The organism is Mycobacterium sp. E787, from assembly GCF_001668725.1.
Taxonomy (GTDB): Bacteria; Actinomycetota; Actinomycetes; order Mycobacteriales; family Mycobacteriaceae; genus Mycobacterium.
On sequence record NZ_LZKL01000091.1, the window covers coordinates 30,365 to 56,599 of the forward strand.

The window sequence follows — 26,235 nt, forward strand, 5'->3', positions numbered from 1 at the left end:
TCACAGTCCCGCCGGACGCACGCTGGTGACCCCCGCGGCGCGCAGTCCGAGTATTTCCTGTGGGCCGCGTCCCAGAATGCCCGTCAGCACTTCGTCGGTGTGCTGCCCATACAGTGGCGGCACGCGTCGGATCCAGCGTCGGTGCTCGCCGACGAACGCGAAGGGCATGCCCGTGCACAGGAAGGAGCCTGCGACGGGATGGTCGACGGTTTCCCAGAAGCCGCGGGCGAGCAGTTGGGGGTCGCTCAGCAAGGCGGCGGGCGCGGTGACGCGGGCGGCGGCCACGCCGGCGCCCCGCAGCGCCGCGACCGCTTCGGCCACCGGGTGCCGCGCGGTCCAATCGGAGATCAGCTTGTCGATGTCGTCGGCGGCTTCCCGCCACGCGGCCTCGCGCGGACCGAGGTCGGGTCGGTGGATCAGCCGCGCCAGCGACACGCGCGCCGTGTCGTCCAGCGCGGCCAGCGCGACCCATTCGTCGTCACCCGGACACGGGTAGACGCCCTGCGGGGTCGCACCCGGCCCCCGGTTTCCGTTCCGGCACAGCTCGATTCCGTTGTGCGTGTACTCCACCAACATCTCGGCCGCCACGTTCAGCGCGGCCTCGACCATGGTCGATTCGACGTGCATCCCGGCCCCGTCCCGGTCGCGGATCGCCAGCGCCGCGATCGCGGCGAACGCGGCGTGCAGCCCCGCGATCGGGTCGCACACCCCGCGCGGGATCACCGGCGGGCCGTCGGCGTGTCCGGTCATCCATGCCATGCCCGTCGCCTGTTCCATGGTCTGGGCGAAGCCGACGCGGTCGCGCCAGGGTCCGTCGAGGCCGAACGCCGGCATCCGGACCATGATCGCGCGCGGATTGGCCGCGGCGACTGCGTCCCAGGTCAAACCGAAATTGTCCATCACCCGCGGCGAGAAGTTCTCTATCACGAGATCGCTTGCCGCGATGAGCTCCAAGGCGATGGCGCACCCGGTGGCGGTGCTCAGCTCCAGACTCAGGTCGCGCTTGTTGTTGTTGCTGCACAAGAACACCGGGCCCCACTCCCACCACCGGTCCCAGTCGGGCGGGCGGCCGGCCGAGAACCTCATGCCGTCGGGGCGGCGTACACCCTCGAGCTTGATCACGTCGGCGCCGAGCGCCCCCAGGAACTGGGTGGCGACCGGTCCCGCCCAGAACGCGGTCAGGTCGGTGACCCGGATGTCGCACAACGGAAGCGCGCCCGCGTCCGGGCGACGACGGTCCGGTCGCGCAGGCCAGTGGACGCGGCCGTTGTCGGCGCCGTGACCCGGAGGCCGCCCGGGCCGCGCGGTCGCCATCGCCGCGCTGCGGTATGGCACTCGGGGCTGCAGCACTCCGGCCTCTGAGTCGACGAAGACGCCGCGCTGCACGAAGTGGTCGACGGTGGGCAACGTGGCCGGGGTGCCGATGGGGGCCACCGGGATGCGGAACGCCACGGCGATGTCGACGATCTCCCGGGTGGTGCGGGACATGGTCCACCGGGTGACCATGCCGAGGAACTCGTCGCGCCGTTCCACGCGGCCGGCGAACGAGGCCAACTCGGCGTCGTCAACCAGGTCGGCGCGATCGATCATCACCAGAAAGTCCTGGAACTGCTGCGCGGTGATGGTGCAGAACCCGACCATGCCGTCGGCGGTGGGAACGATCGACGGCAGTTCCAGGCTGCGTTGGTACAGCAGGGAATCGGCGCCGAGCACGCTGGCCGACATGGTGGACAGCCCGCCCATCGCGATGACCATCGCCTCGTACGTGGAGACGTCGACGACCTCGCCGCGCCCGCCGCGGGTGGCATGGCGTGCGGCGGCGGCGGCGACCGCCGCGGCGAAGGTGCCCGCCAGCCACTCGCCCAGCTGCCCGCCGGCCTGCACCGGCTCCTCTCCAGGCCAGCCCCGGCTGGCGATCGAGCCGCACAACGCCTGCAGGATGAACTCGTTGGCCACCACCCGGTCATCGACGTAGGGACCCGTCATGCCGAACGGCGTCACGGCGACCACCACCGCCGACGGGCCGGTGCGGGCCGTGATGTCGTCGATGCGCCAGCCGTCGGTCAGGTCGGTGAGTACGATGTCGGCGCCGGCCAGCAGCGCCGTCGCCTCCGCGTCGCTGTTCACCGATTTCTTGCCCGCCGCCAGGTAGCCGAACAGCGCCCCGGTGGGACCGCCGGGGCTGGCGGACCAGTTCCGCATCGAATCGCCTTGGCCTGATTCGAATTTCACGACCTCGGCGCCCGCGTCGGCGAGCATCTTGCCGCAGTAGGACACCGCGATGCCGTTGGACAGCTCCAGCACCCGCCAGCCGGCGAACGGCGCCCGGGCGGCCACGCTCAGTTGCCCAGGGTGGTGGCACGGAACCCGGCGGATCGCCGGGAAATATCAGAAGCTTCGGCCGTCACCTGCGACTGGAGGGCGAACTGCGTCATCCGGGTCCAGGCGTCGCGGTCACGCTGGCCGGCCCGGCGGCCGACATGGGTCACCACGTCGACGTCGGTGGCCTCCGCGCGGAGGTAGCCGGCGCGGGCTTGCTCTTTGGGGATGTACCGGAACGGGTCGAACGAGTATGCGGCCATGGCGTTTTCGTGGGTGATCTTGTTGATGACCGAGTCGTCCAGATGGCCCATCGTCTCGATGACGTCCTCGGGTGCGAACGGCCAGTTGCTGTCGGAATGCGGGAAGTCGGACTCCCAGCACAGCATGTCCTCGTTGAACCAGTCCATGTTGCGCACCCCGACCTTGTCGCTGATGAAGCAGGTGTAGAAGTGGCGCTTGAACACGTCGCTGGGTCCGCTGTAGCCGGGCGGGAACTTCGCGAGGGTCCAGCCCGAGTGCCGGTTGTAGACGTGCTCGGCGCGCCACAGGAAGTACGGGATCCAGCCGACGTCGCCCTCGGTGAGGGAGAACTTCAGTTGCGGGAAGTCCTCCCAGAACTCGGCCCAGAGCAGTTCGGTGAACGTGAACATGCTCATCATCGATGACGCCGTCATCTGCACGCTGGGCGGGGCGTCGCTGGACACCTGCGGCGATCGCGACGCCGAACCGACGTGCGTGCACAGCACCGTCTTGTTCTCGCAGGCGGCCTCGAACAGCGGATACCAGTAGCGAGTGTGAATGCTGGGCATTTGCAAGGCTTCCGGGTTCTCCGAGAACGTCACGGCGTGGCAGCCCTTGTCGGCCAGGCGTTGCACTTCCTTCGCCGCCTCGGCCACGTCGAACAGCGGCAGGATGCCGCACGGGATGAACCGGCCCGGGTAGGCGGCGCACCACTCGTCGACGTGCCAGTCGTTGTACGCCTTGATCATCACCAGGTTGACGTCGCGGTCGGGACCCTGGTTGAGAACCTGACCCGAGAAGCCGGTGAAGTTCGGGAAGTTCAGGCCCGCGAGCTGGCCGCCCGCGTTCATGTCGCGGACCCGTTCGTCGACGTTGAAGCAGCCCGGCCGCATCTCGTCGTAGCGCGAGGCGTCGATGTTGTACATCTCGCGGGGCTTGCCGGCGACGGCGTTCAGGCCCATGTTCCGCCCCCGGACCTCACCGTAATACCACTGCTCGACGCCGTCGGGTTCGGTGACGACCCGCGGCGCACGGTCCTTGAACCTGGCGGGGACATGCGCGTCGAACATGTCGGCCGGCTCGGCGATGTGATCATCCACGCTGATCAGGATCAGATCATCCTTGTTCATGGCCCACTCCCTCGCTTATCGACTAGTAGACAATGAGGTGAGTCACAGTGTCAACGCTCGGCGTTGCCGTGGGGGCGAGCGGCGGCGCGCGAAAATGGCTGGCTCCTAATGGCGTCCGTGGATATAGGCTCCCGCGCCGGGGCCCGCCTCCGCCGGCCGCATTTTTGCTCGATTCTCGAGCGCCGGACTATTAGTCCGTAAGCGGCCGAGCAGGGCAGTTGCCCTCATGTTGGGATCGGTAGCAGCACCGGCGGTATTTGCTTGCCTGACAACGCCCGCCATGAGACACCGGCGAAAGGACTCAGCCATGAAGCGAGGAATCGCGGGAGCCGCAACGACACTGTTGGCGTCCGGCTGCCTGGGGCTGGCCAGCCTTGTTCTCGGCGCGGGCACCGCCCAGGCCGACTCCCCCGGCCCGTACCGCTGGTGCCCGGGCGATTCCATGGTGTACCACGCCACCGTGGGCCCTCATACGGGCCCAGGCGTTGCCTACCAATGGGACATGAACGTTTGCCACACCTGGTACTGGGTGGCGAACGGAAAAGGCAACGTTCCGTACAAGGGCCACCTGCCCAGCGGTGTTTGGGACGGAGACAATCCGCCTCCTCTTCAACCCGATTGGTGCGACTTCTGCTCGTAGGCACCACACGCAACCCGCTGCCCCAAACCAGGCACTGAACCGGCAGGCCCTCTTGTCCTCGACGCCATGCCGGAGCAGCATCTCTAAGGGCTAGCGGGAAGCAGGAGAATATGACAGATATCCAGGCGCCGGTGTCGTCAGAACCAGCCGCGCCGAAGGCGCGCGCGGCGTGGCAGTTCTTCCAGCAGATGGTCACCGACGTCACCAAGATCGTGACCGAGGACGCCGAATCGGAACGCGAACTTCTCGAGGGACTGCGGGTCATCGCCCGCGTCTCGTCGTTGTGCTCGCAACTGTCCGTCGAGGCCGATCCCGACCGGCCGGCCTTCTTCGACATGTGCTCGGACACAAGGATGATCGGCGGACCCAACCCCGACGGCAACTACTACCTGGCGATGATCCGCGGCGACCGGCGCTACCGGATCACCGGCACCCGGGGCACCACTGCATACCTCGGCTTCCAGGTCCTCGCCGGCACCGGGATGACCCCGCGGCGAATGGCCAACTACCTCAGCGACACCGACCTCGCGCTCAACGGCGATGAATTCGCCCTCGTGCTCTCGACGGACGAGCCCGCCGATCTCGCGGGCGCGCAATGGGTCAAGATTCCCGACGATGCGTCCTCGGTCGTCGTCCGGGAGTACATCGGTGACCGCGCCCGCGAGCGGCTCAGCACCCTGAACATTGCGGCCCTCGACGCCGGACCGGTGACACCGCTGACCGACGTCGAGCTCGCCGACCAGTTCACCGCGATGGCGTGGACGCTGATGAAGCTCGTCACGATGCACCGCACGATCAAGCCCGAGCTCCTGGACAAGCCGAACACCCTGCTGACCGCCGAGGCGGCCGATCTCGGCGCCGCCGACACCACCCCGGACAACCTGTACATGATGGGGACCTTCCGCCTCGATCCGGGCCAGGCGTTGGTGCTCGACATCGCGCCACCCGATACGCGCTATTGGAACGTGACGCTGGAAAGCCTTTGGCACGAGTGCCTGGAGCCGCGGCGCCGGCACAGCTCGGTCACCAATCGTGCCGTGCGCCCCGACGCGGACGGTCGGGTGCGCATCGCAATCTCCGCGGAGGACATGGGATTTGGTCACTGGCTCGACACCGGCGGACGGCACCGCGGGTTCATCGTCGTGCGCTGGCTGGACAACCCCAGCCCGCCCGACGTCTCCGTCTCGGTCCGCGAGCGAAAGGAGCGGCCATGACCCTGCGGGAACGGTTCGCCCCGGAACAACTCATCGCCACCGCCTGCGAGGAGGCCGGAAGCGACGACTTCGGCGCGGATGGGTGGCAGGCCGGGCTGCAGCGCCTCACCGACGCGCTGGTCGACGAAGCGCGACTCTCGGCCATCGGTGTGGAGATCGCGCACCTCGACATCATGCGTGCCCTGAAGAACCGGCTCGGTGTGATCGACTGGCGCAACACGCATCCCGACATCGCCGCCAAGCCGATCACCGCGCCGATCTTCATCGTCGGCCAGCCCCGCACCGGCACCACGATCCTCTATGACCTGCTCACCCAGGACCCCGATCTGCGGGCGCCGCTGACGTGGGAGGTCGACGCGCCCTGTCCGGTCCCACAGCCGGAGACCTATCACACCGACCCGCGCATCGCTTCGACGCAGGCCGGCATCGAGCTCTCCGAACAGATCATCCCCGGCTTCCTGGCATTCCACCCGATGGGCGCTCTCGTCGGGCAGGAGTGCGTGCGCATCACCGCCAGCGAGTTCACCAGTATGATCTATTCGGTGCAGTACCGCGTGCCGAGCTACTACCGTTGGCTGTTGTATGAGGCGGATCATGCCGGCGCCTACCGGTTCCACCGAATCTTCCTGCAGCACCTGCAGTCCGGCGTTCCCGGGCAGTGGCTGCTGAAATCGCCCGCCCACCTGTGGCATCTCGATGACCTTTTCGCCGAGTACCCCGACGCGCTCATCGTGCAGACGCACCGCGACCCCCTCAATGTCATCTCGTCCATCGCCGCGCTGACCCACCACCTCCGGCGGATGGGCAGCGACGAGTCGAACATCGCCGAATGCGCCGCGCAGTCCTACGAGGAGATCGTCGTCGGCCTCGATCGGGAAATGGCGCTGCGCGAGGCCGGCGCCATCCCGTCCGGACGCGTGATCGACGTGTTGTTCACCGATTTCGTGAACGACCCGTGGACGACCATCAAAGACATCTACCAGAGGCTGGGCCGCGAACTGAAACCCGAAGCCGCGCAGAGGATGCGGGACTTCCTCGCCACCCACCCGGGCGACGGCGGCGCCAGTCGCTACACGTGGGCCGACACCGGCCTGGACGCCGGCGAGGTCCGCGAGAGGGTGCGCGCCTACCAGGACCGCTACGGGGTGCCGACCGAGCGGCTGCGCTGAATCCCGGCGCTTCACACCCAGATCGACGGCAGCGTGCAAAAGTTCGAGAGGACGTGTCGACAACGTCGATCTCGACGCGCTAAACGTCGGCGGGTTCGTAGCGCAGCATCGTGACGTCGTGCTCGGGGTAGTCGCAGAACACCGGGCGCACCCGCATCCCGACCCGCAGGTCGTCGGGATCGACGTTGACCATCTCGGTGGAAAACCTTGGCCCCTCGTCCCACTCGACGATGGCGAGCAGCTGCGGGACGGCGTCGGCGAAGTGCGGGCCGACGGGTCGGCGGGCGACCGTGAACGAGTACAGCGTTCCCATGCCGGAGATCTCGCGCCATTCCAGGTCGTCGGCCAGCGTGCGCGGCGCGCGCACCCGCGGGTAGAACACATAGCTTTCGGAGGACGGCGAGTACTGGACGACGATGCGGTGCTGCCCCAGCGCATCCCAAAACGGCGCTGTGGTAGGAGTTTTGACGGGCATGGGCCGTTCGAAGTCCATCGTCAGTCCCCCTGCAGGATGAGCGTGGTCTGCTCGGACAGGATGCCGCCGTTGCCGGACACGAAGGCGCTGTTGCAGTCGGCGACCTGGGCGGCGCCCGCGCGGCCCATGATCTGGCGGGTGGCGTCGCACACGTGGTGCATGCCACCCGCCAGTCCGGCCTGGCCGAACCCCAGCTGGCCGCCGGCGGTGTTCAGCGGGAAGTCGCCGCGGAAGGTCAGGTCGTGGTTGGCCACGAATTCCATGCCTTTGCCCTTCTCGCAGAACCCGGCGTCCTCCAGCGACAGCAGCACGGTGATGGTGTAGCAGTCGTAGATCGACACCATGTCCATGTCGTCGCGGCACAGATCCGTCATGGCGAAGGCCGTGTCGGCGGCCGCGGCGATCGGGGTGCGCAGCAGGTCCTCGGCATAGGTGGGCGTCTTGAACGGCACGTTCTCGCCGAATCCCTTGATCCATACCGGACGGTGGCGCGCCCGCCTGGCGAGGTCGGCGTTCGCGACGACGACCGCGGCGCCCCCGACGCAGGGCATCACGATCTCCAGCATGTGCAGCGGGTCGGCGATGACCGGGCTGGCGAGGACGTCCTCGACGGTGAGCGGCTTGTCCTTCCAGATCGCGCCCTCGGTGTGGTTGGCGTTGACCCGCTGGTCGACGACGATCTTGGCCAGCGCCCGCTCGTCGTAACCGTAGACTGCGGCGTAGCGCGTGGCCACCTGGCCGTAGGGGCCGTTCTGGCCGAGGTTACCGTACGGGATCTCGAATTCGGCCTGGGGAGAGCCGTATTGGTTGCTCGACGAGCCGAAGAACATCGCGTCGACGATCCGCCTGGGCTTCTTCTTCGACGAAGGCGTGATGTAGCGGGCGGGCAGCGCGCACAGGACCGCGTCGCAGATGCCGAGCTCGATCGCCGCGGCCGCACGCCAGACCATCGCGGCGGCGCTGGCCCCGCCGAGGTCCACCAGCTCGGCGAATCTTGCTCCTACGCCGAGGTATTCCGCGATCGTCGAGGGTACGAAGATCTCCGACTCGGCCAGGTGCGAGGCCGCGATGCCATTGACTACATCACCCGGCAATCCGGCGTCCTCGAGCGCGGCCGCGGCGAGTTCGGCCCATTGTTCGAGCACGAAGGGCGCCGGCGTGGCCTTGGCCAGCCGCTCGGGCGGCAGCTCGACGTAGCCGACGATCGCGGCTTCTCCACGTAATCCCATGCTGTGTCCTTATTTCCGGGGTAGCCCGAGAATCATCTGCGCGATGATGTTCAGCTGGATCTCCCTCGTTCCGCCGCCGATCAGCTCGGCCGGGAGATGCAGGTAGGGTTCCACGACCGCGGCGTCAGCGTCATCGACCATCGCCACCTGACCGGTCAACTGCAGGGTGGCCTCGAAGGTACGGCGCAGCAACACGTTCATCGCGACCTTGGCGATGCTGGACGCCGGGCCGGACGCCTGTCCGTCGAGCAGCCGAATGGTTTCCCGCACGCCGAGCGCCCGGATGGCGTTGGCGTAGGCGTCGAGTTCGCCGAGCTCACGCAGCGCGTCGTCACGATCCGGACCGGGTTGCGCGGCGAGCCGGCGGAGCGCGACGGCACGGTCGAACTTGACGTATCCACTGATGGCCGAACGCTCTTCGGCCATCGTGGCGATCGCAAGGCTCCAGCCGTCGGTGGGACCGCCCAGCAGCATCTCGTCGGGGACGAAGACGTCGTTGAGGAAGACCTCGTTGAAGTGCGCCTGACCGGTCGCCGTCCTGATGGGCTGGATTTCGACGCCGGGCGATTTCATATCGACGATGAAGTAACCGATGCCGCGGTGCTTGCTCGCTTCGGGGTCGGTGCGCGCCAGCAGCGCTCCCAGGTCGGCGTACTGCGCCAGCGACGTCCAGATCTTGTGGCCGTTGATCCGCCAGCCGCCGTCGACCTTGGTCGCCCTGGTGGCCAGCGACGCGAGGTCCGAGCCGGCTCCCGGCTCACTGAACAGCTGGCACCAATGGATATCGCCGCGCTGGGTCGGCGGAATCAGCCTTTCCTGCAGCTCTTTTGGCGCTGCGGCGAGCACCGAGGGCAGGATCCACTCGGCGATGTTGAGCGACGGCCGCACCAGCCCGGGGCGCCTGGCGAACTCCTCGTCGATGATGAGCTGTTTGAGCGGACCCGCATCGACGCCCCACGGTGCCTTCCAGTGCGGCGCCAGCAGACCGGCGTCGGCGAGCAGTGTGCGCTGCGGCCCGGAGGCCTGGTCCGGGTAATCGCCGTGCGGAGCCGGTGTGTCGTTGCGCAACTGCATTGCCGCATCCAGCGTCTCGGAGACCCAGGACCGGAAGTCCGACTCGGCGTCGCCCAGATTGACCGACATGTCGCGTTGGCGGGTGCGCGTCAGTTCACCCAGGCGCCGGGCCCAGCGATTGGCCGGACCGATCGATCCCGCCAGGCTGATCGCCCGCCGCCAGTAGAGGTGCACGTCGTGTTCCCAGGTGAAACCTATGGCGCCGAGCATCGTCAGGGCATCGAGCACCAGATCCGGGATCGGCGAGACGGCAGTCACCGCGGCCCCGGCTGCGGCCAGGCGATGTTGGTCGGGCGGCTCGTCGACGGCACGCACGGCGTCCCAGGCCGCCGCGGTCGCCAACTCGCTGTTGACCAAGAGCATCGCCGCGCTGTGCTGCAGCGCCTGGAAGGTCCCGATCACCTTGCCGAACTGTTCCCGCGTGCGCAGGTGCGCCGTGACCGCTTCGACGCACCACTCCGCGATGCCGGCCGTCATGCCGGCCACCAGCCCCACTGCGACGCACCGCGCGCGTTCGGCGTCGATACCGGTCAACGCCGCGGACCCGGGGCCGCGATAGTCGTTCAGCCGCAAGATTCCGACATCGCAGACCAGGTCGGTTCCGCGAATCGATTCCACAACGGCCGACGAGTTTTCGGTGTCGATCGACACCCAGACGATGTCGCCGCCCTCGGACCGGGCGGCGACCAGGATCACCCCCGCCGAACACAGGCCCGCGGTGACGTCCGACTCCCCGCTGAGTAACCACCCGTCGCCGTCGGCGCTGACCCGGAAGTCGCCGCCGTCGGGAAGGACGACGGCCGCGGGTAAACCGGATGCGAGATCACGCAACAATGTTTCGGCGGCCGGTGTCGGATCGGCCAGCAGCGCAACGGCTCCCGTCGTCACCGTCGGCAGCAGCGGTCCGGGCAGCAACGTCTTGCCCGCCGCTTCCAGGACGCAGGCGGCATCGATCAGTCGTCCGCCCTGGCCGCCGAGGCGCTCCGGGAGGTGTACCGCGTGAAAACCGGTTGCGGCCAAGGAGTCCCACCACGCCGGGACCCGCCCCGCGGCCAGCGCGTCGAAACTGGCGCGGGTGTCGGCGATCGGGGCGTGTCGAGCAGCGAACTGGACGACGGAGTCGCCGAGGGCCTGCTGCTCCGGGCTGAGGCCCAGCGTCATGGGGGCCCCGCGCGGCTGAGACGACACGCCATCGAAGACCGCTACCCTTTCCCCATACAAGACGAACCGTCTCGTCTTGTGGCAGACTACGGGGCGGGTCAGGATATGTAAAGCGGGCCAGTCAGCAGTGAGGATCACCACATGCCAAGCGATCTCGTCCGGGCGGGCCCGCCACGGCGCCGCAGCGAGAAATCGCGCACGGCCATCGTCACCGCCACGAGGGAGCTGCTGCTCGAGCGCGGATTCGACGGCCTGACCATCGAGGCGGTCGCGGCCCGGGCCGGCGTGGGAAAGCAAACCATCTATCGCTGGTGGCCGAGCCGCCCCGCGCTCGTCGCCGACGTCATGCTGGAGGATGCCGACAAGATCCTGGCCTCGGTCGACCACACCGATGACGTGTCCGCAGACCTGGTGCGGTGGGTGGGCAAGCTCGTCGCGAGCCTGACGACGGCGCGCGGCATGGCCATGCTGCGAATACTGACGGTCGCCGGCATGGAGCACGAGGACACCGCGGTCAAGCTGCGCGCCGGGTTCAGCGCACCACTGCACGACAGCGTACGGGCCCGGCTGATCGCCGATGGCGTCGATGCGGCCGCCGCCGAATCAGCCGCGGACGCGATCGTCGGCGGCGTGGTATTTCCGATATTGTCTGAGCCGCAACAGTATTCACGGCGCCGGGCCGAACGCACCACCCGATTCATCGTCGAAGCGCTCGGGTCGCGCCGCCGACCATGACCGCAACGGACGCAACAACGCGTTCTTCTTGTAGTAGTGCTCCGCCATTCGCCGCATGATGTTGTCGAGCACGGTGACGGCGTCGTCGAGGTACGGGCCCTTGTTCAGCATCACGCACTCGGCCCGCTCGCTCATCGCCGCGTCGCTGATCTCCGCGCGCGACGGGTGCCCGGTCTTCGCGAGCTGCTCCAGTACCTGGGTCGCCCAGATCACCGGGAGGTGGGCGGCCTCGCACAGCCACAGAATCTCTTCCTGCAGCTCGGCCATCCGCTCGTAGCCACACTCGACGGCAAGATCGCCCCGGGCGATCATCACACCGACCCGCGGCCGGCGCATCGCGGTGAGTAGTAGCTGGGGCAGGTGTTCGAAGGCGCGCCGGGTTTCGATCTTGAGCACGATGCCCAGATCGTCTCCACCGAGGCGATCGAGTTCACCCAGCAACCGCTCGACGTCGGCCGGGATGCGAACGAACGACATGTCGACCAGGTCCGCCAGTTCCACCACGGTGGACAGGTCGGCGACGTCGCGCTCGGTGAGCGCCGAGATCGGCAAGTCGGTGTCGGGCATGTTGATGCCCTTGCCCGCCTTCAGGCGGGCTTCGCCCTGCTCGGGGTGATCGATGCGCACGGTGAGGACGTCACGGTCGACCGTGAGCACCCGCCCGCCGATCTTGCCGTCGTCGAAGTGGACCGCATCGCCCGGCTGGGCGTGGTCGAAGGCCTCCGGCAGCGTGCAACCGATCCGAGGGATGGCCTGGCCCCGGGCGACCGGGGCCGGTGAGCAGTCGCGGGTCAGCTGCAAGAGGCCGCCCGCGCGCAATGCCAAGCTCTGCTCCGTCTCGGGGAGCGGGCCCACTTCGGTCGGTTCCCCGCCGCCGTCGGCCCGCAGCACCGTTCCGGTTTCCAGGTACGTGGTCTTGCGCGCGGTCAGCACGAAGCCACCCGAAGCGGGCTCGTCAACCACCTCGAGCGTCAGTCGACGCGCGGACCCGCGCGCGTCCCGCAAGACCAGTACGTCGCCGGCGGCGCGGCCGGCCAGCCACGGTCGCGGCACCGTGACCACCGTCATGCCGGCTTCGGGAGCGGGCATCGGTTCCTCGGTCGACGTCAGCCACGCCCGCGCCGGGGTGACGACCTGGCCGAGGGTGTCGCGCCGCGGACGCAGTTTGACAACACGGGGTCCCGGCTCCAGTGGACCGGTCCGTAGCTTTGGCCCCGCCAGATCCATTGCCACCAGGCATGTTTGACCCGAACGCGCCGCCGCGTCCCGGACGTGGTGCGCCATCGCCCGCCACGCCGGTGGATCGTCGTGTGCGCAATTGATCCGTGCGATGTTCATTCCGCGCTGCACCAGCCCGCGGACCAAGTCGGCGTCGGTCGCGGCCTCCGAGGGGAGCGTGACCATGATGCGCGTCACGCGATGCGGCGGCTGGGAGCCCAGCAACTCGACCGTGCGCCGCCGCAATATCTCCGGCCCCTGCTCGATGGGAACCGCCGACGGTGGCGGCGGCTGCCACTTTCCCGCCACGATGGCGGCGATCGCCGAGCGAACGGCTGAAAGCGTGGCCTGGACGTGTGATTCGCTGCGGCCCAGGGAAGAAAGGCCGAACACCGCCAGGCCCGTCTGCAGGTCCCGCAGGTCGAACTGGCGAATCGCCCAGTAGTGCACCAGGTTCCGCGCGCTCGGCCGGTGCTCGGGCGCGACGGCGGACAGCCATTCTGCCCAGGAGAGTTCGGCATCCGACAATCGGGCCAGCAGGCCGTCGACCCGGCCGAGCAGACCCACCAGTCGCCGGTCGCTGTCGGTCTCGGCCGACGGCCGTGCGCCGTGCGGGGTGCCCTGCAACCGGTCGGCCATGCGCTCACTGGGCACGACGGGCTCCTCGCTTCGTGGGCTTGCGGCCACACAGTGTTAACGTCTCCGTAACGGTTCTTGATGCGAATCACCAAGGCAGACATGAGATTAGTCGCGTTTCGCCGGGTTTCGGCAGAGGAATTGGTCCCGAATCCGCCAGGCCCGGGCGGCGCACCGCGGGAACCGACCGGCACACGTCGCCGGCCGCGTTCGGGCTCCCGTTAAGCTTTGGCGGGTTCTACGCCTGAGGAGCGGCCGTGGACGAAGATTGTCTGAAGCTCACCACATATCTGGCCGAGCGGCGACGAACCGACGAAGGCTTCGTCTCCGACGTGCTGCTCCGCCTCTATGCGCAGCACCGCATCGCCTGCGGCGTGGTGTTGCGTGGCATCGGCGGATTCGGCACGGGGCGCCACCTGCGGACGGATGAGTCGCTGACGCTGTCCGAGGATCCGCCGGTGGCGATCGTCGCGGTCGACTCCAAATCAAAGATCGAGGCGCTGCTCGACCCGGTACTGGCCATCAAGCAGCGCGGCCTGCTCACCCTGGAACGCGCGCGTCTGCTGCGCGACGAGCTCGCGCCGATGGAGCTCCCTGACGAGTTGCGTGAGGCGGTCAAGTTGACGATTTACGTAGGCCGCAAAGAGCGCGTCGACGGTGTGCCGGCCTACATCGCCGTCTGCGACCTGATGCACCGCCGCCGCATCGCCGGGGCATCGGTGTTCCTGGGTGTCGACGGCGTCACTCACGGACAGCGGCACCGCGCGCGTTTCTTCGGCCGCAACGCCAACGTGCCGATGATGGTCGTGGCCGTGGGGCACGGCGACCGGATCGGTCCGCTGCTGCCTGAACTCGGCAAGCTGCTGGGGCGGCCGATGTTCACGCTCGAACGCGTGCGGGTGTGCAAGCGCGACGGCGAGTTACTGGAACGGCCGCATGCCTTGCCCGGCGTCGACGAACATGGCCTGCCGTTGTGGCAGAAGCTGATGATCTACACGTCCGAGTCGGCCCTGCACGGCGGGCTGCCGATCCACCGCGCGATCGTCCAGCGGCTCCGTCAGCGTGAAACGCCCGACGGCGCGACGGTGATCCGCGGGATCTGGGGTTACCACGGGGACCACCAACCCCACGGTGACAAGCTGCTCTCGCTGCGCCGTCGCGTCCCCGTGGTCACGATCGTCATCGACACGCCGGCCAACATCGCCGAGTGCTTCGACGTGGTCGACGAACTCACCCGCGACGAGGGGCTGGTGACGAGCGAAATGGTGCCCGCTGTGGTGTCAGACGAGGGCGATGGCGGCGAGGGCGGACCGCCCATGGCCAACCATCGCTATTGAGCGATCGGCTCAAACCGCCGCGGTGCGAATGAATTTCGCAGTAGTCGCCCGTCCCGGCCTCAGCCGCCGACCGACGCGTCGTAGATCGACTGGATCGACTTGTCCAGCGTGGCGTTGAACTGCTCGTCGGACTGGTCGACCGAAAGCCCCTCGGTCAGCGCGCGGCTGAAGCTGGCGATCAGCCCCGTGTTCTTCGCCAGCAGCGCGTTGGCCTCGTCGCGCGAGTAGCCACCGGAGAGGGCGACGACCCGCATCACCTTCGGGTGCTCGATGAGGGGGCGGTAGAAGTTGACCTCGGTGGGCAGGCTCAGCTTGAGCATCACGCGCTGCCCGTCCGGCACCGCTTCGAGCTGCTTGGTGATCTCGTCCCGCAGGATGTCCTCGGTCTGCGCCTTGTCCGGGATCGAGATGGTGACCTCGGGTTCGATGATGGGCACCAGGCCGTGCGACAACACCTGACGGGCGAGCTCGAACTGCTGGGCGACCACCGCGGCGATGCCCTTCTGGTTGGCCCCGCCGATCACCGACCGCTCCTTGGTGCCGAAGACACCCTTGCTCACGGCCCGCTCCAACAGGTCGTCCAAGCCCGGGATCGGCTTCATCACCTGCACATCGTCGGACGCCTCGGCCAGGCCCTTGTCGATTTTGAGGATCGGCACCACGCCCTTGGTCTCCCAGAGGTAGGTGGTCGACGGCTTGCCCTCGATGTCGCGGTCCATCGTCTGCTCGAACAGGATCGCCGCCAGCACCCGGTCGCCGTTGAACGCCGGAGAGGTGATGATCCGCGAGCGCATCTCGTGGATCAGGTCGAACATCTCCTCCTCGGAGGAGTACGCGTCCTCCTGGATGCCGTACAGGCGCAGCGCCTTGGGCGTCGAGCCCCCGCTCTGGTCGAGCGCTGCGATGAATCCCTTGCCCGATGTCATCCGGTCGGCTTGCTGCTGGTTCGGCATGGAACTTCCCCACTCCCTCGTGGCACTGTCGGGTGCCGATCATATTCGTCTCATCGGGGCGCGAGCAGGCAGGCCATCACCAGGACTGGGCAAGCTGGTCTCGCCCGAACACCCCGCGTATACCCGCTGCGGTCCTCACTTCAGCGCGGCTTCAGCGCGTCCATGACCTCGTCCGCGCTGCGGATGGCACCTTCCCGCCCTCGGAGACGAAGCCGTTGTACGGGTCGATCGCGGCCGGTGAGGTCCCTCTCGTAGGTCACGCCGTCACATGCTGATCAGCGGCGTTCATCCGGCTCTTGCCGGGTGGCGCGTCCGGTGGGCCAGACCGCCATCCGGTCCAGGAGCCCGTCGCGCAGCACCAGCGTGTGGAACAGCACCGCGCAGACGTGCGCGGTGAACGTCAGGAACAGCAGGAACGCGCCCACGTTGTGGGCCTGGCGGAGCACCGCGTACAGGTCGAGGTTGTGCGGCGCGATGCCCGGCAGGTGAACCGGCCCGGCCAGGGTGATGGGGAACCGCGCCGCCGACAGCATTGCCCACCCGATCAGTGGCTGCAGCAGCAACAGCGCGTACAGCAGATATTCCGACCACGACGCGATGCGGCGTTCGGCGCGGCTCATGGTGGCCAGGAACGGTGGCAGCCGGTGGGTGAGCCGGTTCACCAGCCGCACGACGGCGAACGCGAGGATCAACACCCCCAACGGTCGATGAATGGCCAGCAGCAGCGGGTAGTAGCTCAACGAGGCGATCATGATCACTCCGATGAGCAGCTGCACGATCACCATCGGCGCCATCAGCCAGTGCAGTATCCGCGAGGGAAGCGCGAAACGCTTTGGCGCGGTGGTGGTTTCGTTCGCCTGGGTGGTCATGCGAGCACCCGGGCCACGTTGACCTGGCTGGGCGACTTGGGCTCCTCGGCGCGGCGTGTGAACGAGCGCGCGTAGACCGCCGATCTCGCCGGCGGCAGCGGATCGTCGGACGCGGTGATGCCGTCCGGTAGCACCAGCGGGTCGAAATTGATGTCGCGGGCGTTCCCGGCCTCCTCGGTCTGCACCGCGGTGATGGTGATGGTGCCGGCGTCGATGGACCGCCGCGATTGCGGCCACGGCTTGGTGGCGTCGTTGGTCGGGTCGCCCGGCTCGCCGATCGTGAGCATCAGCCGCCAGTTCAGGGGTCGCTGAGCCAGCGTCCGGATGAGGTCGTCGAACAGGTAGTCCTTGCCGCGCGGTGGTTGCGGTGCCCCGGCGCCGCCGGCATCCTGCGGGACCACCGACCAACGCACCGGAACGGTGGCGCCGGCGCCGTTGGTGAACCAGAAGGCGTTCAGCCCGTAGAACGTGCTGCCCGCGAACCCGGCGCTGGGCGGTGACTGCTTGATGATCTTCATCGCGGCGACGGTTTCGGGATGCCGATCGAGGAATGCGGCCATCTTCTGCGGGTCGGCCTTGCCCGTTCCAGGCTGCGGTTTCGACGCGAGGATCCGCTCATAGAAGCCCTCGGGGGTGCTGTCGGTGAACACGGGCAGGTTGATCATCGCGGTGCGCCACTGCTGGCCGCCCGCCTCGAACAACAGGCCGAGCCCGCGCACGGTGTCGGGCTTGTCGGGCTGGTCCGGCAGGCCGCCGCCCAGCGAAAACCGGCCGACGAGCGGAACGGTGCCCGCCCGGAAGACCGCGGCCCGGCAGATGGCCGCGCCCGCCCCGTTGCTCGCGAAAGATCCGGTGGCGGCCAGCCCTTTGGCATGGTTTCGCCGGAAGCCGTCGTGGCGGCCGTAGATGGCTTCGAAGCGATCGGCGAACCTCGAGGGGGTGGGCGGCGTCCACGTGTCCGGCCGCAGCCAGCCGCCGGCGTAGGCGAACCCGCCCACATCCACCGCCGCGAAGCCGGCGACGGCACCCAGGCCGAGCAACGCGCTTCGTCGGGTCAGGGCGACGCGGCGGGGAGGCGCGGGCTTGATGTCAGCGGTTTCGTCGTCGGGCCTGCCATCGTGATCGCCGGGCTCCATGCCCACCGTCCTTTCCCGCATATCCGGGCCTAGCCGCACAGCCTGGGAACGAACTCGGTGGTCGCATTCACCCACGGGAGGCTGCCGTGCGCAACTTTTGCGGCGGTCGTGGCGCACACCCGGACCACGTCGGGGCGCCGGGATTCGTTCAGTCGGGTTGGTCACAGCGCGACGGCTGCAAGCGCCGTTTTCGGCATGGCTTAAAATCGACTGAGCACGTGCGGCTGCGCCTCCGCCTAGCGGTGCAGAAGAGATGGAGTGTTTCGCCCCAGAAGGGCGTATTACGCGGGTTGAGTCGACAGCCCCGGCTTGGCAATGGCTGTTTGATTCTCGGTGTCCCGGGCGGGGCGAATGTGAGTGAGAAGCATGATCGAACAATCCGGCAATTCAGTCGATCCGACGACCTTTGAGGTGGGAAAAGACCAGGTAGACGGCGCGGTCGTGCTCACCGTCTCCGGCGAGGTGGACATGCTCAGCGCACCTCAGTTGGCCGAGGCGATACGCACCACACTGGCCGCCGGACCGCCGGCGCTGGTCATTGACCTGACCAAAGTGGACTTTCTGGCCTCCGCCGGGATGACGGTCCTGGTGACGGCGCAGGCCGAGGTCGCGCCACCCACCCAGTTCGCGGTCGTCGCGAACGGGCCGGCCACCAGCAGACCCATCAAGCTCATGGGACTGGACAGCATCTTGTCGCTCTACAGCACGCTCGACAGCGCGCTGAGCCGCATCGCCGGTGGTTGAACCTCGAGCGAGTGAGGATGCCAAGGGGACATAGTGGGGACATGGGGCGCTTTGAAGACGGGCCGGACGAGGTGTCCGACGTCGACGACCGATCCCGCTTCGTACGCCGGCGCCTGCCCGCCGATGCGCGAAGCGCGGCCCGGACGCGTGCGGAGTTCCGGCTTTGGCTCGACCGGCACTTCGCCCTGGGCGCAGAGCGAACCAACGACCTGCTACTCGCGGTGAACGAAGCGTTGGCGAACGCCGCGGAATTCGCGTACCTGGACGCCCCGCGGCGCGGCGGCGTGGAACTCAGCGCGGCCTACGACCACGACGCCGACACGCTCACCGTCACCATCACCGACCGAGGCCGTTGGCGTCCGACCCGCCCCGAGCCGGTCGCCCTGCCGCCCCAACCGCAGATCCGCGGTCGCGGCATCCCGCTGATGCGGGCGCTCGCCGACCGGGTGACCATCGACCGCACCCCACCGGGGACGCGGGTCACCCTGGTCTGGACGGGGCTGTCGCGGCGCAACCAGCGGTCCAGTGCCTGAACAGTGCTCGCCCGTGCTGGAGGGCTGACCGCTTGTGCCGCAACATCATTCGTCGGCGCTCGTTCGGCCTGCGGATACCCCGCACATCAGATAGCGAAGTAGCACAACACATCCCGTAGCATCGGCGCCATGGAGCCGAGCCGGTGGTGGGGCGACGACCGCGCCATCCTCGACGACGAGGAGGCCCGCAGACGAATCCTCGACGCCGCCGGCCGCTGCATCGTCCGCCGCGGCAACACCCAGTTCCGGATGGGCGAAGTGGCCGACGAGGCCGGGGTGTCGCGGTCCACGGTATACCGGTACTTCCCGGGCCGCGGCGATGTCCTGCTGGGCCTGATGCTGATGCGGGTGGACCGGGCGCTCGGTGATCTGGTGCGCTCATTGCCGGCGCCCGACGACCCCGTCCGCTCCGTGCCCGAGATGGTCCTGGCGCGGGTGGAGTCGGTGGACGGCAATCCGCTGAACGAGGCGCTGTTCGCCGCCGAGAGCACCGCGGTGGCCACGGCCCTGGAGAAGGGTTCGGAACCCGTCGTGCAGCTGCTATTGCGACACTACGAGCCCTTGCTGGACCGGTGGAAAGCGGCAGGGCGCCTCTACGACGATCTCGAGCCCCGGTCGATCGTGCAGTGGTTGCACGCCACGACGCTGTTCTTGCTGGCTCCGTCCTGGCGGCACCGGCCGGTGGCCGACAAGCGCAAGTTCGTCGAGCAATTCGTGGTGCGGGCCATGGTGCCAACAATCAGACAAAAACCCGGTATTGTCTGAAGTTCGGACGTAAGTCTGGTTTCGTCCGACGGGCCGCGGTGCCGATTCCGCGACCCCACTCGCCGGTGACGCATGCGCAGGACGGATGCATATGAAAAACGTTGCGGGACAGGCTCGTTCGGTCGTCGGCCTGGCCGCCCACCTGGGCCAGGGGGTCTGCCGGGCGACCACCGACGCCGTGCTGGGCGCGCGCTTGGGGCCGCCCCGCACCGTCGAAGACATCGACGCCGGAACCCTGTCGAAGATCCTGGGGACGACCGTCAGGTCGGTCCGTGTCCTCGACCGGGATGCGGGGACGTCGTCGCGGGCGCGGCTGGTGCTGACGGGGAAAGACGTCCCCGAGTCGGTGTTCGTGAAGGTCGCGGCCACAACTGCCGCCACCCGGTTGATGGGTGAACTCGGCCGGCTGGGCCAGACCGAGGTGCGCTTCTACAACGAACTCGCGCCGCGGCTCACCGGTCTCCCGTACGCGTACGGCGCGGCGTTCGACGCCTGGACGGGCCGGTACCTGTTGGTCCTGGAAGACCTGCCCGCCGCGGCGTGCGAATTCCCCGACACCCTGCACCCGATCTCGCCCGACCAGGCCAGCCTCATCATCGAGCTGCTGGCGGACCTGCACGCCACCTTCTGGGGCCGCCTGCCGCGCGACGGGCGCGGCCCGCTGGGCTGGCTGTACACCCCGTCGGGCGACGTCACATCGCTATTGACCGGATCGCTGATGCACGCGTCGATGAAGCGACTCGCCGACCGCAGCCCCTTCCCCGTCGAGAACGGACGCTTCATCGCCGACAACTATCGCGCCGTCGCCGCACTGATCGACACTCCACCGCACACGGTCATGCACGGCGACGCCCACCCCGGCAACATGTATTTCTATGGCGGCAAGGCGGGCCTGTTGGACTGGCAGGCGGTGCGGCGCGGACACCCCTCGCGCGAATTGGCGTACACGCTGATCACCAGCCTGACGCCGGAGGATCGCCGGGCCACTCAACGCGACCTGCTCGACGACTACCGGCGCGCGTTGGCGGCGGCCGGCGGCCCCGACCTGGACCGCGAGGACCTGTGGCTGCGGTACCGACAGGGTGCCCTGTACGCATACGTGGCCCCGCTGATCACCGCGGGGATGGGCGGAATGCAGGTCGAAGGCATCGCCATGGAGGGTCTGCGGCGCGGTGTGGCCGCGCTCGATGACCTGGAAACCGTTGCGGCACTGCGAAGTTCTTTGTAGCACCGGCGCGGTCGCACCAGCGCGGCGCCCGGCCGCGAACTTCGCGCGATTCATTGACTCGAACCATCGGGAGGCATATCGTCGTACTTACGCTACGCAGCGTAGCGTAATGCCGCGTGTCTGACGGCGACACCGCCCGGCGACAAGGAGAGGCCCTCATGTTCGACCTGAAGATCACCGGCGGCACGGTCGTCGACGGCACGGGCGCCGAGCGATACCGCGCCGACGTCGGCATCAAGGACGGCGTGATCGTCGACGTCGTCCGGCGTGGCGCGAGCGACCCCGAGATGGGCGGTGAGGCCGCCGAAACCATCGATGCGACAGGGCATGTGGTGGCCCCCGGCTTCGTCGACATTCACACCCACTACGACGGGCAGGTGAGTTGGGACGGGCTGCTCGAACCGTCCAGCGGTCATGGGGTCACCACGGTGGTCACGGGCAACTGCGGCGTCGGCTTCGCGCCGGTGCGGCCCGGCAGCGAACAGTGGCTGATCGAATTGATGGAAGGCGTCGAGGACATCCCCGGCACGGCCCTGACCGAGGGCATCACGTGGGGCTGGGAGACCTACCCGGAGTACCTCGACGCGATCGGCAAGCAGAAGTTCGCGATCGACGTGGGCAGCCAGGTCGCCCACGGCGCCATCCGCGCCTACGCGATGGGCGAGCGGGGGGCGCGCAACGAACCCGCCACTCCCGAGGACATCGCGGCGATGGGCCGGCTCGTCACCGAAGCGATCGAAGCCGGCGCCCTCGGCTTCTCCACGTCGCGCACGATGGGCCACCGCGCGATGGACGGTGAACCGGTGCCCGGCACCTTCGCCGCCGAGGACGAACTGTTCGGTCTCGGGCGGGCCATGGCCGCCGGCGGCCGGGCCGTGTTCGAGCTGGCCCCGCAGGGGGCCGCGGGCGAGGACATCATCGCCCCGAAGAAGGAGCTCGAGTGGATGCGGCGTCTGGGCGGCGAGATCGACCGGCCGGTGTCGTTCGCCCTCATCCAGGTGGACGCCGACCCGAAGCTGTGGCGCGAGATGTTGGACCTGTCGGCCGACGCCCACGCGTCGGGCAGCCGGTTGTACCCGCAAATCGCCGCGCGTCCGTTCGGCATGATGATCGGCTTCCAGGGCCACCACGGGTTCAGCCACCGGCCCACCTACCGGCGGCTGGCGGCCGAATGCGGCCGCGAGGAGCTCGCGCAGCGGTTGGCCGATCCCGCCGTGAAGGCCGCGATTCTCTCCGAGGACGACCTGCCCGCGGATCCGACGCTGTTGTTCGACGGGATGTTCGCCCTGGTGCAGCACTCACTGCACCGCTTGTACGCGCTCGGCGACCCGCCCGACTACGAGCCCACCCCGGACCGCACCGTCGCCGCGATCGCCAGGGCGCGCGGGGAGGACCCGTTGTCCACCCTCTACGACCTCATGCTCGAGTCGGACGCGACCGCCATGCTGATGCTCCCGCTCTACAACTACGCCGACGGCAACCACGACGCGATCCGTGAGATGATGCTGCACCCCGCCGGGGTGCTCGGGCTGTCCGACGGCGGCGCGCACTGCGGGATGATCTGCGACGCTTCGTATCCCACGTTCCTGTTGACGCACTGGGCGCGCGACCGCCACCGGGGCGACAAGTTGTCGCTGGAGTACGTGATCCGTAAGCAGTCCCGCGACACCGCCCACCTGTTCGGGCTCACGGATCGCGGCACCATCGAGCCGGGCAAGAAGGCCGACATCAACGTGATCGACCTGGAGGCACTCAGGCTGCACCCCGCGGCGATGGCCTGGGACCTGCCGGCGGGCGGAAACCGGATCTTGCAGCGGGCGAGCGGCTACGCCGCCACGATCGTCAGCGGGACGGTCACCCGGCGCAACGACGCCGACACTGGCGCGCGACCGGGCCGCTTGGTACGCGGAGCCCGCTGAGGGCCGGCCATGGCGACGGCCGCGCGCAATCCGGCCCGCACCCGCGATGAGGACGCGATCGGCACCCCGCCCGAGCGCCCGACGCTGGTTCCGGCGGAGCGCTATTACTCCCCGGAGTTCGCCGCGCTGGAGCTCGAGCGGATGTGGCCGAAGGTGTGGCAGCTGGCCTGCATGGTCGACCACGTCGCCGAGCCGGGCGACTATTTCGACTACCGCTGCGGCCCGTACGGGGTGCTCATCGTGCGCGGCGACGACGGCGAACTTCGCGCGTTCCAGAACGCCTGTCGCCACCGCGGCAACACGCTGTGTGCGGGCTCGGGGTCGGGGCTGCGCGAACTCAAGTGCGGCTATCACGGCTGGACCTGGGACCTGGCCGGCACGCTCAAGCGGGTGCCCGACCGCAAGGGCTTCGGCTCGCTGCGCATGTCCGACTTTCCGCTGGTGCCGGCCCGGGTCGACACCTGGGAGGGACTCGTCTTCGTCAACCTCGACCTCGACGCGATGCCGTTGGCCGAGTACCTGGAGGCGGTGCCCGACGACATCGCCTGGTGCCACCTGAGCGACTTCCGCTGCTACGCCACCCTCACCGTCGACGTCGACGCCAACTGGAAGACGATCGCCGACGGCTACAGCGAGACCTACCACATCCAGACGCTGCACCCCGAGCTGCTGCGCTGTGTCGACGATATCCATGCGCCACAACAGATTTGGGGCCACACGGGCAAGTCCGACCAGCCCTACGGGGTGCAGAGCCCACGCTTCGACGGTGCGCTCACCGACGAAGAAGTGTGGGACGCCTACGTCTACACGCAGGGCGCGCTGATGGGCACCGCCGAGGGCACGCCGTTCCCCGCCGACGAACGCCGGCCGGGAGAGACGGTCGCCGATTTGATCGCCGCGCGCACGCGCGCCTTCGCGGCCGGCCGCGGGGTGGACCTGGACTGGGCCGACACCGACCGGATCACCCGGCTGCACCAGTACAACGTGTTCCCCAACATGACGCTGCTGGCCAACGCCGACCACCTGACCGTCATGTGCTCGCGCCCCGGACCGGACCCCGATCACGGGGAGCTCGTCATGTTCCTGATGACCCGGATGGCCCCGGGCGCGCCGCGCAGCAAACCGACGGATGTGCGCACGACAGCCGGCGAAGCCGAACCGGGCCTGGTGCTCACCCAGGACATCCGCCTGCTCGCCGGCCTGCAGCGCGGCATGCACCAGCCCGGCTTCACCCACCTGGTGCTCTCCAGCGAGGAACGGCGCGTGATCAACATGCACCGAAACCTCGAGCGGTACTTGAATCTCTCCGAAGACATGCCCGGCGCCGCGCGGATGAGCCGCGATGAAAACGCGCCGACGTAATCGCTGTAGACCTCCCGAAAACGGGTATAGGCGAATTAGAATCCCGGCTTGTGACGAGTGCGTCCGACGCTTGGGGCTACGAACGGCGGCAACTCATGCATCAGGTGCAGATGCGATGTCAGGCTCTCGGCCGAAGGCGTGCGCGACGGCTGTGCCACCACTTCGAGCGCGTCGGCGTGCACACCGCTCCCGAGCGGCTCCAACAGATAGTGGCCGGCGCCCCCGTCGCGGACGACGAGGTGACGGATGTCAATTTCGCGTTGATCGCGATGGAACTGAACCGTGAGGCGCGCGGCGCTCGGGTCAAGCGCCTGAAGCGTCAGGGCACCCGATCGCTGATGTTTGCCGGCTTGGTCCTGGTCGTCCTGAACTTCCTGTTCTGCATCGCCTACGTCCTGCTGAACCTGGCCCAGCAGGCCACCCCCATGTGAAAGCTGATCGCCCCGCCTTCCCGGCGCCTCAGCTGTTGTTGGACACCCTCGTCGTGCGGGCACTCGTCGTGCCCTCTGTCGTCGCGCTGCTGGGCCGGTGGTTCTTCTGGCCCGGCAACTCGCCCCGTTGCGCCAGCACGACGACGAAAGTGCGAGTCAGGCAACTGGTTTCGGCGGGCCTTGCCTAGGTCTCAGGATGCCGGGCCGCGGCCGTCGCCCGCGAGCTTGAGCAACAGACGCGTGCCGCCCAGCGGGCTGGCGTGCAGCGCGGCCGAGCCGCCGTGCAATTCGGCCTGCTGGGCGACGAGTGCCAGTCCCAGCCCGGAGCCCGAGCGGGATGCGGTCGACCCGCGGGAGAAGCGGGCGAACACCGCGGTGCGTTCGTCTTCGGGTATGCCCGTGCCGTTGTCGTCGATCGCGATCTCCACGCCGTCGCCGGAACTGCTTACGGTGAGCCGGATTTCGGTCGCACCGCCGTGCTTGACCGCGTTGGCGATGGCATTGTCGATCACCAGTCGCAAGCCGGTGGGCAGCCCCACCATCAGCACCGTGGGCGACGGCACGAGAGACACGTCGACGCCGGGATAGATGCGCAGCGCGTCGTGGGCGGCGCGATCCAGGAGCTCGGTGATGTCGAAGGGCACGAAATCGTCGACGGTGGTCAGCTCCCCCTGGGCCAGCCGTTCGAGCGCCGTCAGCGTCGCCTCGATCCGGCTCTGGGTGCGTATGACGTCGCCGAGCACCTCGTTGCGCTGCTCGGGTGGTAACTCCAGGGTGGACAACACCTCGAGGTTGGTACGCATCGCCGTCAGCGGGGTGCGCAGCTCGTGGGAGGCGACGGCGGCGAAGTCGCGGGCCGACTCGAGTGCGGCCTTGGTGCGCTCTTGCTCGTTGCCGATGCGGGCCAGCATGCCCTCGACGGCTTCGGCGATCTCCACGGCCTCGCGCACCCCACGGACTTGCACCTCGTCCGGGCTGGACTGGGCGTTGATGGCGCGCGCCTGCTGCGCCAGCAACAGGAATGGATTGACCATGATCAACGAGATCACCCAGCCGACGAGCACCGTGCCGCCGATGACGCTGCCGCAGATCAACAGCACCCGCAGGTGCAGCTCGTTGATGCGATGTTGAGCCTCGGCCAGCGGGGCCGCGAGCGCGATCGAGGCCGGCCCGGCTGTGAAGGTGCGAACCCGGTACTGCACCCCGTTGATGGTGGTGTTGGCGTACCCGTTCGGCAGTTTCGGCAACACGATGTTGCCGGGAACGGACACCGTCACGTCCCCGATGCGCGCGGTGCGGACCAGGTTGCCGTCCGGCATGGGCCGGTCGGAGGTGTCGAGCTGCCCGTTGTTGATCAGTGTGTTGATGTCGCCCAGGCTGGTCACCGAATCCAGGCGGCGGTCGAGCTGGCTGTATTGGTCGTTGGTGACGCCGACCCAGACCCAGGTTCCCAACAGCACGACAAGGGCGATCACCCCGAGCGCGGCGACGATCACGATGGTGCGCAGCGACAGCACCCGCATCGGCAGCCGGACGTGGCCGAGCAAGGGAATGTCGTCCGCCGTCGCCGGGCCCGCACCGCCGGCGCCATGACGGGCGGTGGCTTCCTTGGCCCTGTCCTCCGTCGAGGCGTGGGTCCGAGACGATTGTCCCGTCAGATGCGCCACTCGGTAGCCCTCCGCCCGTCGTGTTGGCCAGTACCAGTTCGGATGCTA

Annotated in this window: 22 protein-coding genes and 1 pseudogene; 13 read left to right on the plus strand and 10 right to left on the minus strand. The window is 68.3% G+C overall.

Annotated features, from left to right (window positions below):
- The gene (locus tag A5705_RS18030; RefSeq protein WP_068278992.1) at positions 1–2,337 is read right to left on the minus strand and encodes a CoA transferase; all 2,337 of its coding nucleotides are present in this window, start codon (positions 2,335–2,337) and stop codon (positions 1–3) included.
- A 2-nt stretch (positions 2,338–2,339) separates the two neighbouring features.
- On the minus strand, positions 2,340–3,692 hold the full coding sequence (locus tag A5705_RS18035) for an amidohydrolase family protein (protein WP_067875663.1): 1,353 nt from the start codon (positions 3,690–3,692) through the stop codon (positions 2,340–2,342).
- Positions 3,693–3,999: 307 nt separating this feature from the next.
- Here A5705_RS18035 and A5705_RS27340 point away from each other — a divergent pair, with 307 nt between their 5' ends.
- From A5705_RS27340 to A5705_RS18045, 3 genes are all read left to right on the plus strand, one after another.
- Positions 4,000–4,332 carry a hypothetical protein gene (locus tag A5705_RS27340; RefSeq protein WP_082956536.1) on the plus strand — a complete coding sequence of 111 codons (333 nt, stop codon included), beginning with the start codon at positions 4,000–4,002 and terminating at the stop codon, positions 4,330–4,332.
- 110 nt (positions 4,333–4,442) lie between these two features.
- Entirely contained in the window at positions 4,443–5,546 is a 1,104-nt protein-coding gene (locus A5705_RS18040; RefSeq protein WP_067875660.1) for a DUF1214 domain-containing protein, read from the plus strand.
- Positions 5,543–6,715 (plus strand): sulfotransferase, encoded by a 1,173-nt coding sequence (locus A5705_RS18045; protein ID WP_068278995.1) that lies wholly within the window; start codon positions 5,543–5,545, stop codon positions 6,713–6,715. Before A5705_RS18040 ends, A5705_RS18045 begins: the two co-directional genes overlap by 4 nt.
- Positions 6,716–6,794: 79 nt before the next feature.
- Here A5705_RS18045 and A5705_RS18050 read toward each other — a convergent pair whose 3' ends face one another.
- Genes A5705_RS18050 through A5705_RS18060 form a run of 3 tightly spaced genes read right to left on the minus strand, consistent with a single transcriptional unit; the run spans position 6,795 to position 10,654 of the window.
- Entirely contained in the window at positions 6,795–7,208 is a 414-nt protein-coding gene (locus A5705_RS18050) for a Zn-ribbon domain-containing OB-fold protein (protein ID WP_068279001.1), read from the minus strand.
- A gap of 2 nt (positions 7,209–7,210) precedes the next feature.
- Positions 7,211–8,419, minus strand: a complete 1,209-nt coding sequence (locus tag A5705_RS18055; RefSeq protein WP_068279004.1) for a thiolase family protein — start codon at positions 8,417–8,419, stop codon at positions 7,211–7,213.
- 9 nt (positions 8,420–8,428) lie between these two features.
- Complete coding sequence (locus A5705_RS18060) at positions 8,429–10,654, minus strand: acyl-CoA dehydrogenase (RefSeq protein WP_068279007.1); 2,226 nt, start codon at positions 10,652–10,654, stop codon at positions 8,429–8,431.
- A gap of 141 nt (positions 10,655–10,795) precedes the next feature.
- Between A5705_RS18060 and A5705_RS18065 the strand changes: the two genes are divergently transcribed.
- Positions 10,796–11,389: a TetR/AcrR family transcriptional regulator gene (locus A5705_RS18065; protein WP_067875646.1), complete on the plus strand. Its 594-nt coding sequence runs from the start codon at positions 10,796–10,798 to the stop codon at positions 11,387–11,389.
- Here the strand turns inward: A5705_RS18065 and A5705_RS18070 are convergent.
- Entirely contained in the window at positions 11,321–13,246 is a 1,926-nt protein-coding gene (locus A5705_RS18070; protein ID WP_082956537.1) for a pyruvate kinase, read from the minus strand. The genes A5705_RS18065 and A5705_RS18070 overlap by 69 nt on opposite strands.
- 254 nt (positions 13,247–13,500) lie before the next feature.
- Between A5705_RS18070 and A5705_RS18075 the strand changes: the two genes are divergently transcribed.
- On the plus strand, positions 13,501–14,580 hold the full coding sequence (locus tag A5705_RS18075) for a DUF190 domain-containing protein (protein ID WP_068279010.1): 1,080 nt from the start codon (positions 13,501–13,503) through the stop codon (positions 14,578–14,580).
- A gap of 59 nt (positions 14,581–14,639) precedes the next feature.
- On the opposite strand, the gene A5705_RS18080 is transcribed toward A5705_RS18075, so the two are convergent.
- The 3 genes from A5705_RS18080 to A5705_RS18090 form a co-directional block, all read right to left on the minus strand.
- On the minus strand, positions 14,640–15,533 hold the full coding sequence (locus A5705_RS18080; RefSeq protein ID WP_067875640.1) for a fructose bisphosphate aldolase: 894 nt from the start codon (positions 15,531–15,533) through the stop codon (positions 14,640–14,642).
- 275 nt (positions 15,534–15,808) lie between these two features.
- Entirely contained in the window at positions 15,809–16,402 is a 594-nt protein-coding gene (locus A5705_RS18085) for a cytochrome b (protein WP_067875636.1), read from the minus strand.
- The gene (locus A5705_RS18090) at positions 16,399–17,538 is read right to left on the minus strand and encodes a catalase family peroxidase (RefSeq protein ID WP_304528559.1); all 1,140 of its coding nucleotides are present in this window, start codon (positions 17,536–17,538) and stop codon (positions 16,399–16,401) included. The genes A5705_RS18085 and A5705_RS18090 overlap by 4 nt, the downstream gene beginning before the upstream one ends.
- Before the next feature lie 366 nt (positions 17,539–17,904).
- Here A5705_RS18090 and A5705_RS18095 point away from each other — a divergent pair, with 366 nt between their 5' ends.
- The 8 genes and pseudogenes from A5705_RS18095 to A5705_RS27345 form a co-directional block, all read left to right on the plus strand.
- Positions 17,905–18,282: an STAS domain-containing protein gene (locus tag A5705_RS18095; RefSeq protein WP_067875633.1), complete on the plus strand. Its 378-nt coding sequence runs from the start codon at positions 17,905–17,907 to the stop codon at positions 18,280–18,282.
- Between the two features lie 41 nt (positions 18,283–18,323).
- The gene (locus A5705_RS18100) at positions 18,324–18,815 is read left to right on the plus strand and encodes an ATP-binding protein (RefSeq protein WP_068279023.1); all 492 of its coding nucleotides are present in this window, start codon (positions 18,324–18,326) and stop codon (positions 18,813–18,815) included.
- Between the two features lie 129 nt (positions 18,816–18,944).
- Positions 18,945–19,580 carry a TetR/AcrR family transcriptional regulator gene (locus A5705_RS18105; protein WP_068279028.1) on the plus strand — a complete coding sequence of 212 codons (636 nt, stop codon included), beginning with the start codon at positions 18,945–18,947 and terminating at the stop codon, positions 19,578–19,580.
- Between the two features lie 91 nt (positions 19,581–19,671).
- Positions 19,672–20,808: a phosphotransferase gene (locus tag A5705_RS18110; protein ID WP_197521297.1), complete on the plus strand. Its 1,137-nt coding sequence runs from the start codon at positions 19,672–19,674 to the stop codon at positions 20,806–20,808.
- A 158-nt stretch (positions 20,809–20,966) separates the two neighbouring features.
- Positions 20,967–22,727: an amidohydrolase family protein gene (locus tag A5705_RS18115; protein WP_068279033.1), complete on the plus strand. Its 1,761-nt coding sequence runs from the start codon at positions 20,967–20,969 to the stop codon at positions 22,725–22,727.
- A gap of 9 nt (positions 22,728–22,736) precedes the next feature.
- Positions 22,737–24,089, plus strand: a complete 1,353-nt coding sequence (locus A5705_RS18120) for an SRPBCC family protein (protein ID WP_068279035.1) — start codon at positions 22,737–22,739, stop codon at positions 24,087–24,089.
- 50 nt (positions 24,090–24,139) lie between these two features.
- Positions 24,140–24,520 (plus strand): hypothetical protein, encoded by a 381-nt coding sequence (locus A5705_RS18125; protein WP_231964253.1) that lies wholly within the window; start codon positions 24,140–24,142, stop codon positions 24,518–24,520.
- A 32-nt stretch (positions 24,521–24,552) separates the two neighbouring features.
- Positions 24,553–24,708, plus strand: a pseudogene (locus A5705_RS27345) (MMPL family transporter); the annotation flags it as partial.
- Positions 24,709–24,711: 3 nt separating this feature from the next.
- On the opposite strand, the gene A5705_RS18130 reads toward A5705_RS27345, so the two are convergent.
- Positions 24,712–26,043: a sensor histidine kinase KdpD gene (locus tag A5705_RS18130; RefSeq protein ID WP_068279105.1), complete on the minus strand. Its 1,332-nt coding sequence runs from the start codon at positions 26,041–26,043 to the stop codon at positions 24,712–24,714.
- Positions 26,044–26,235: the final 192 nt, after the last annotated feature.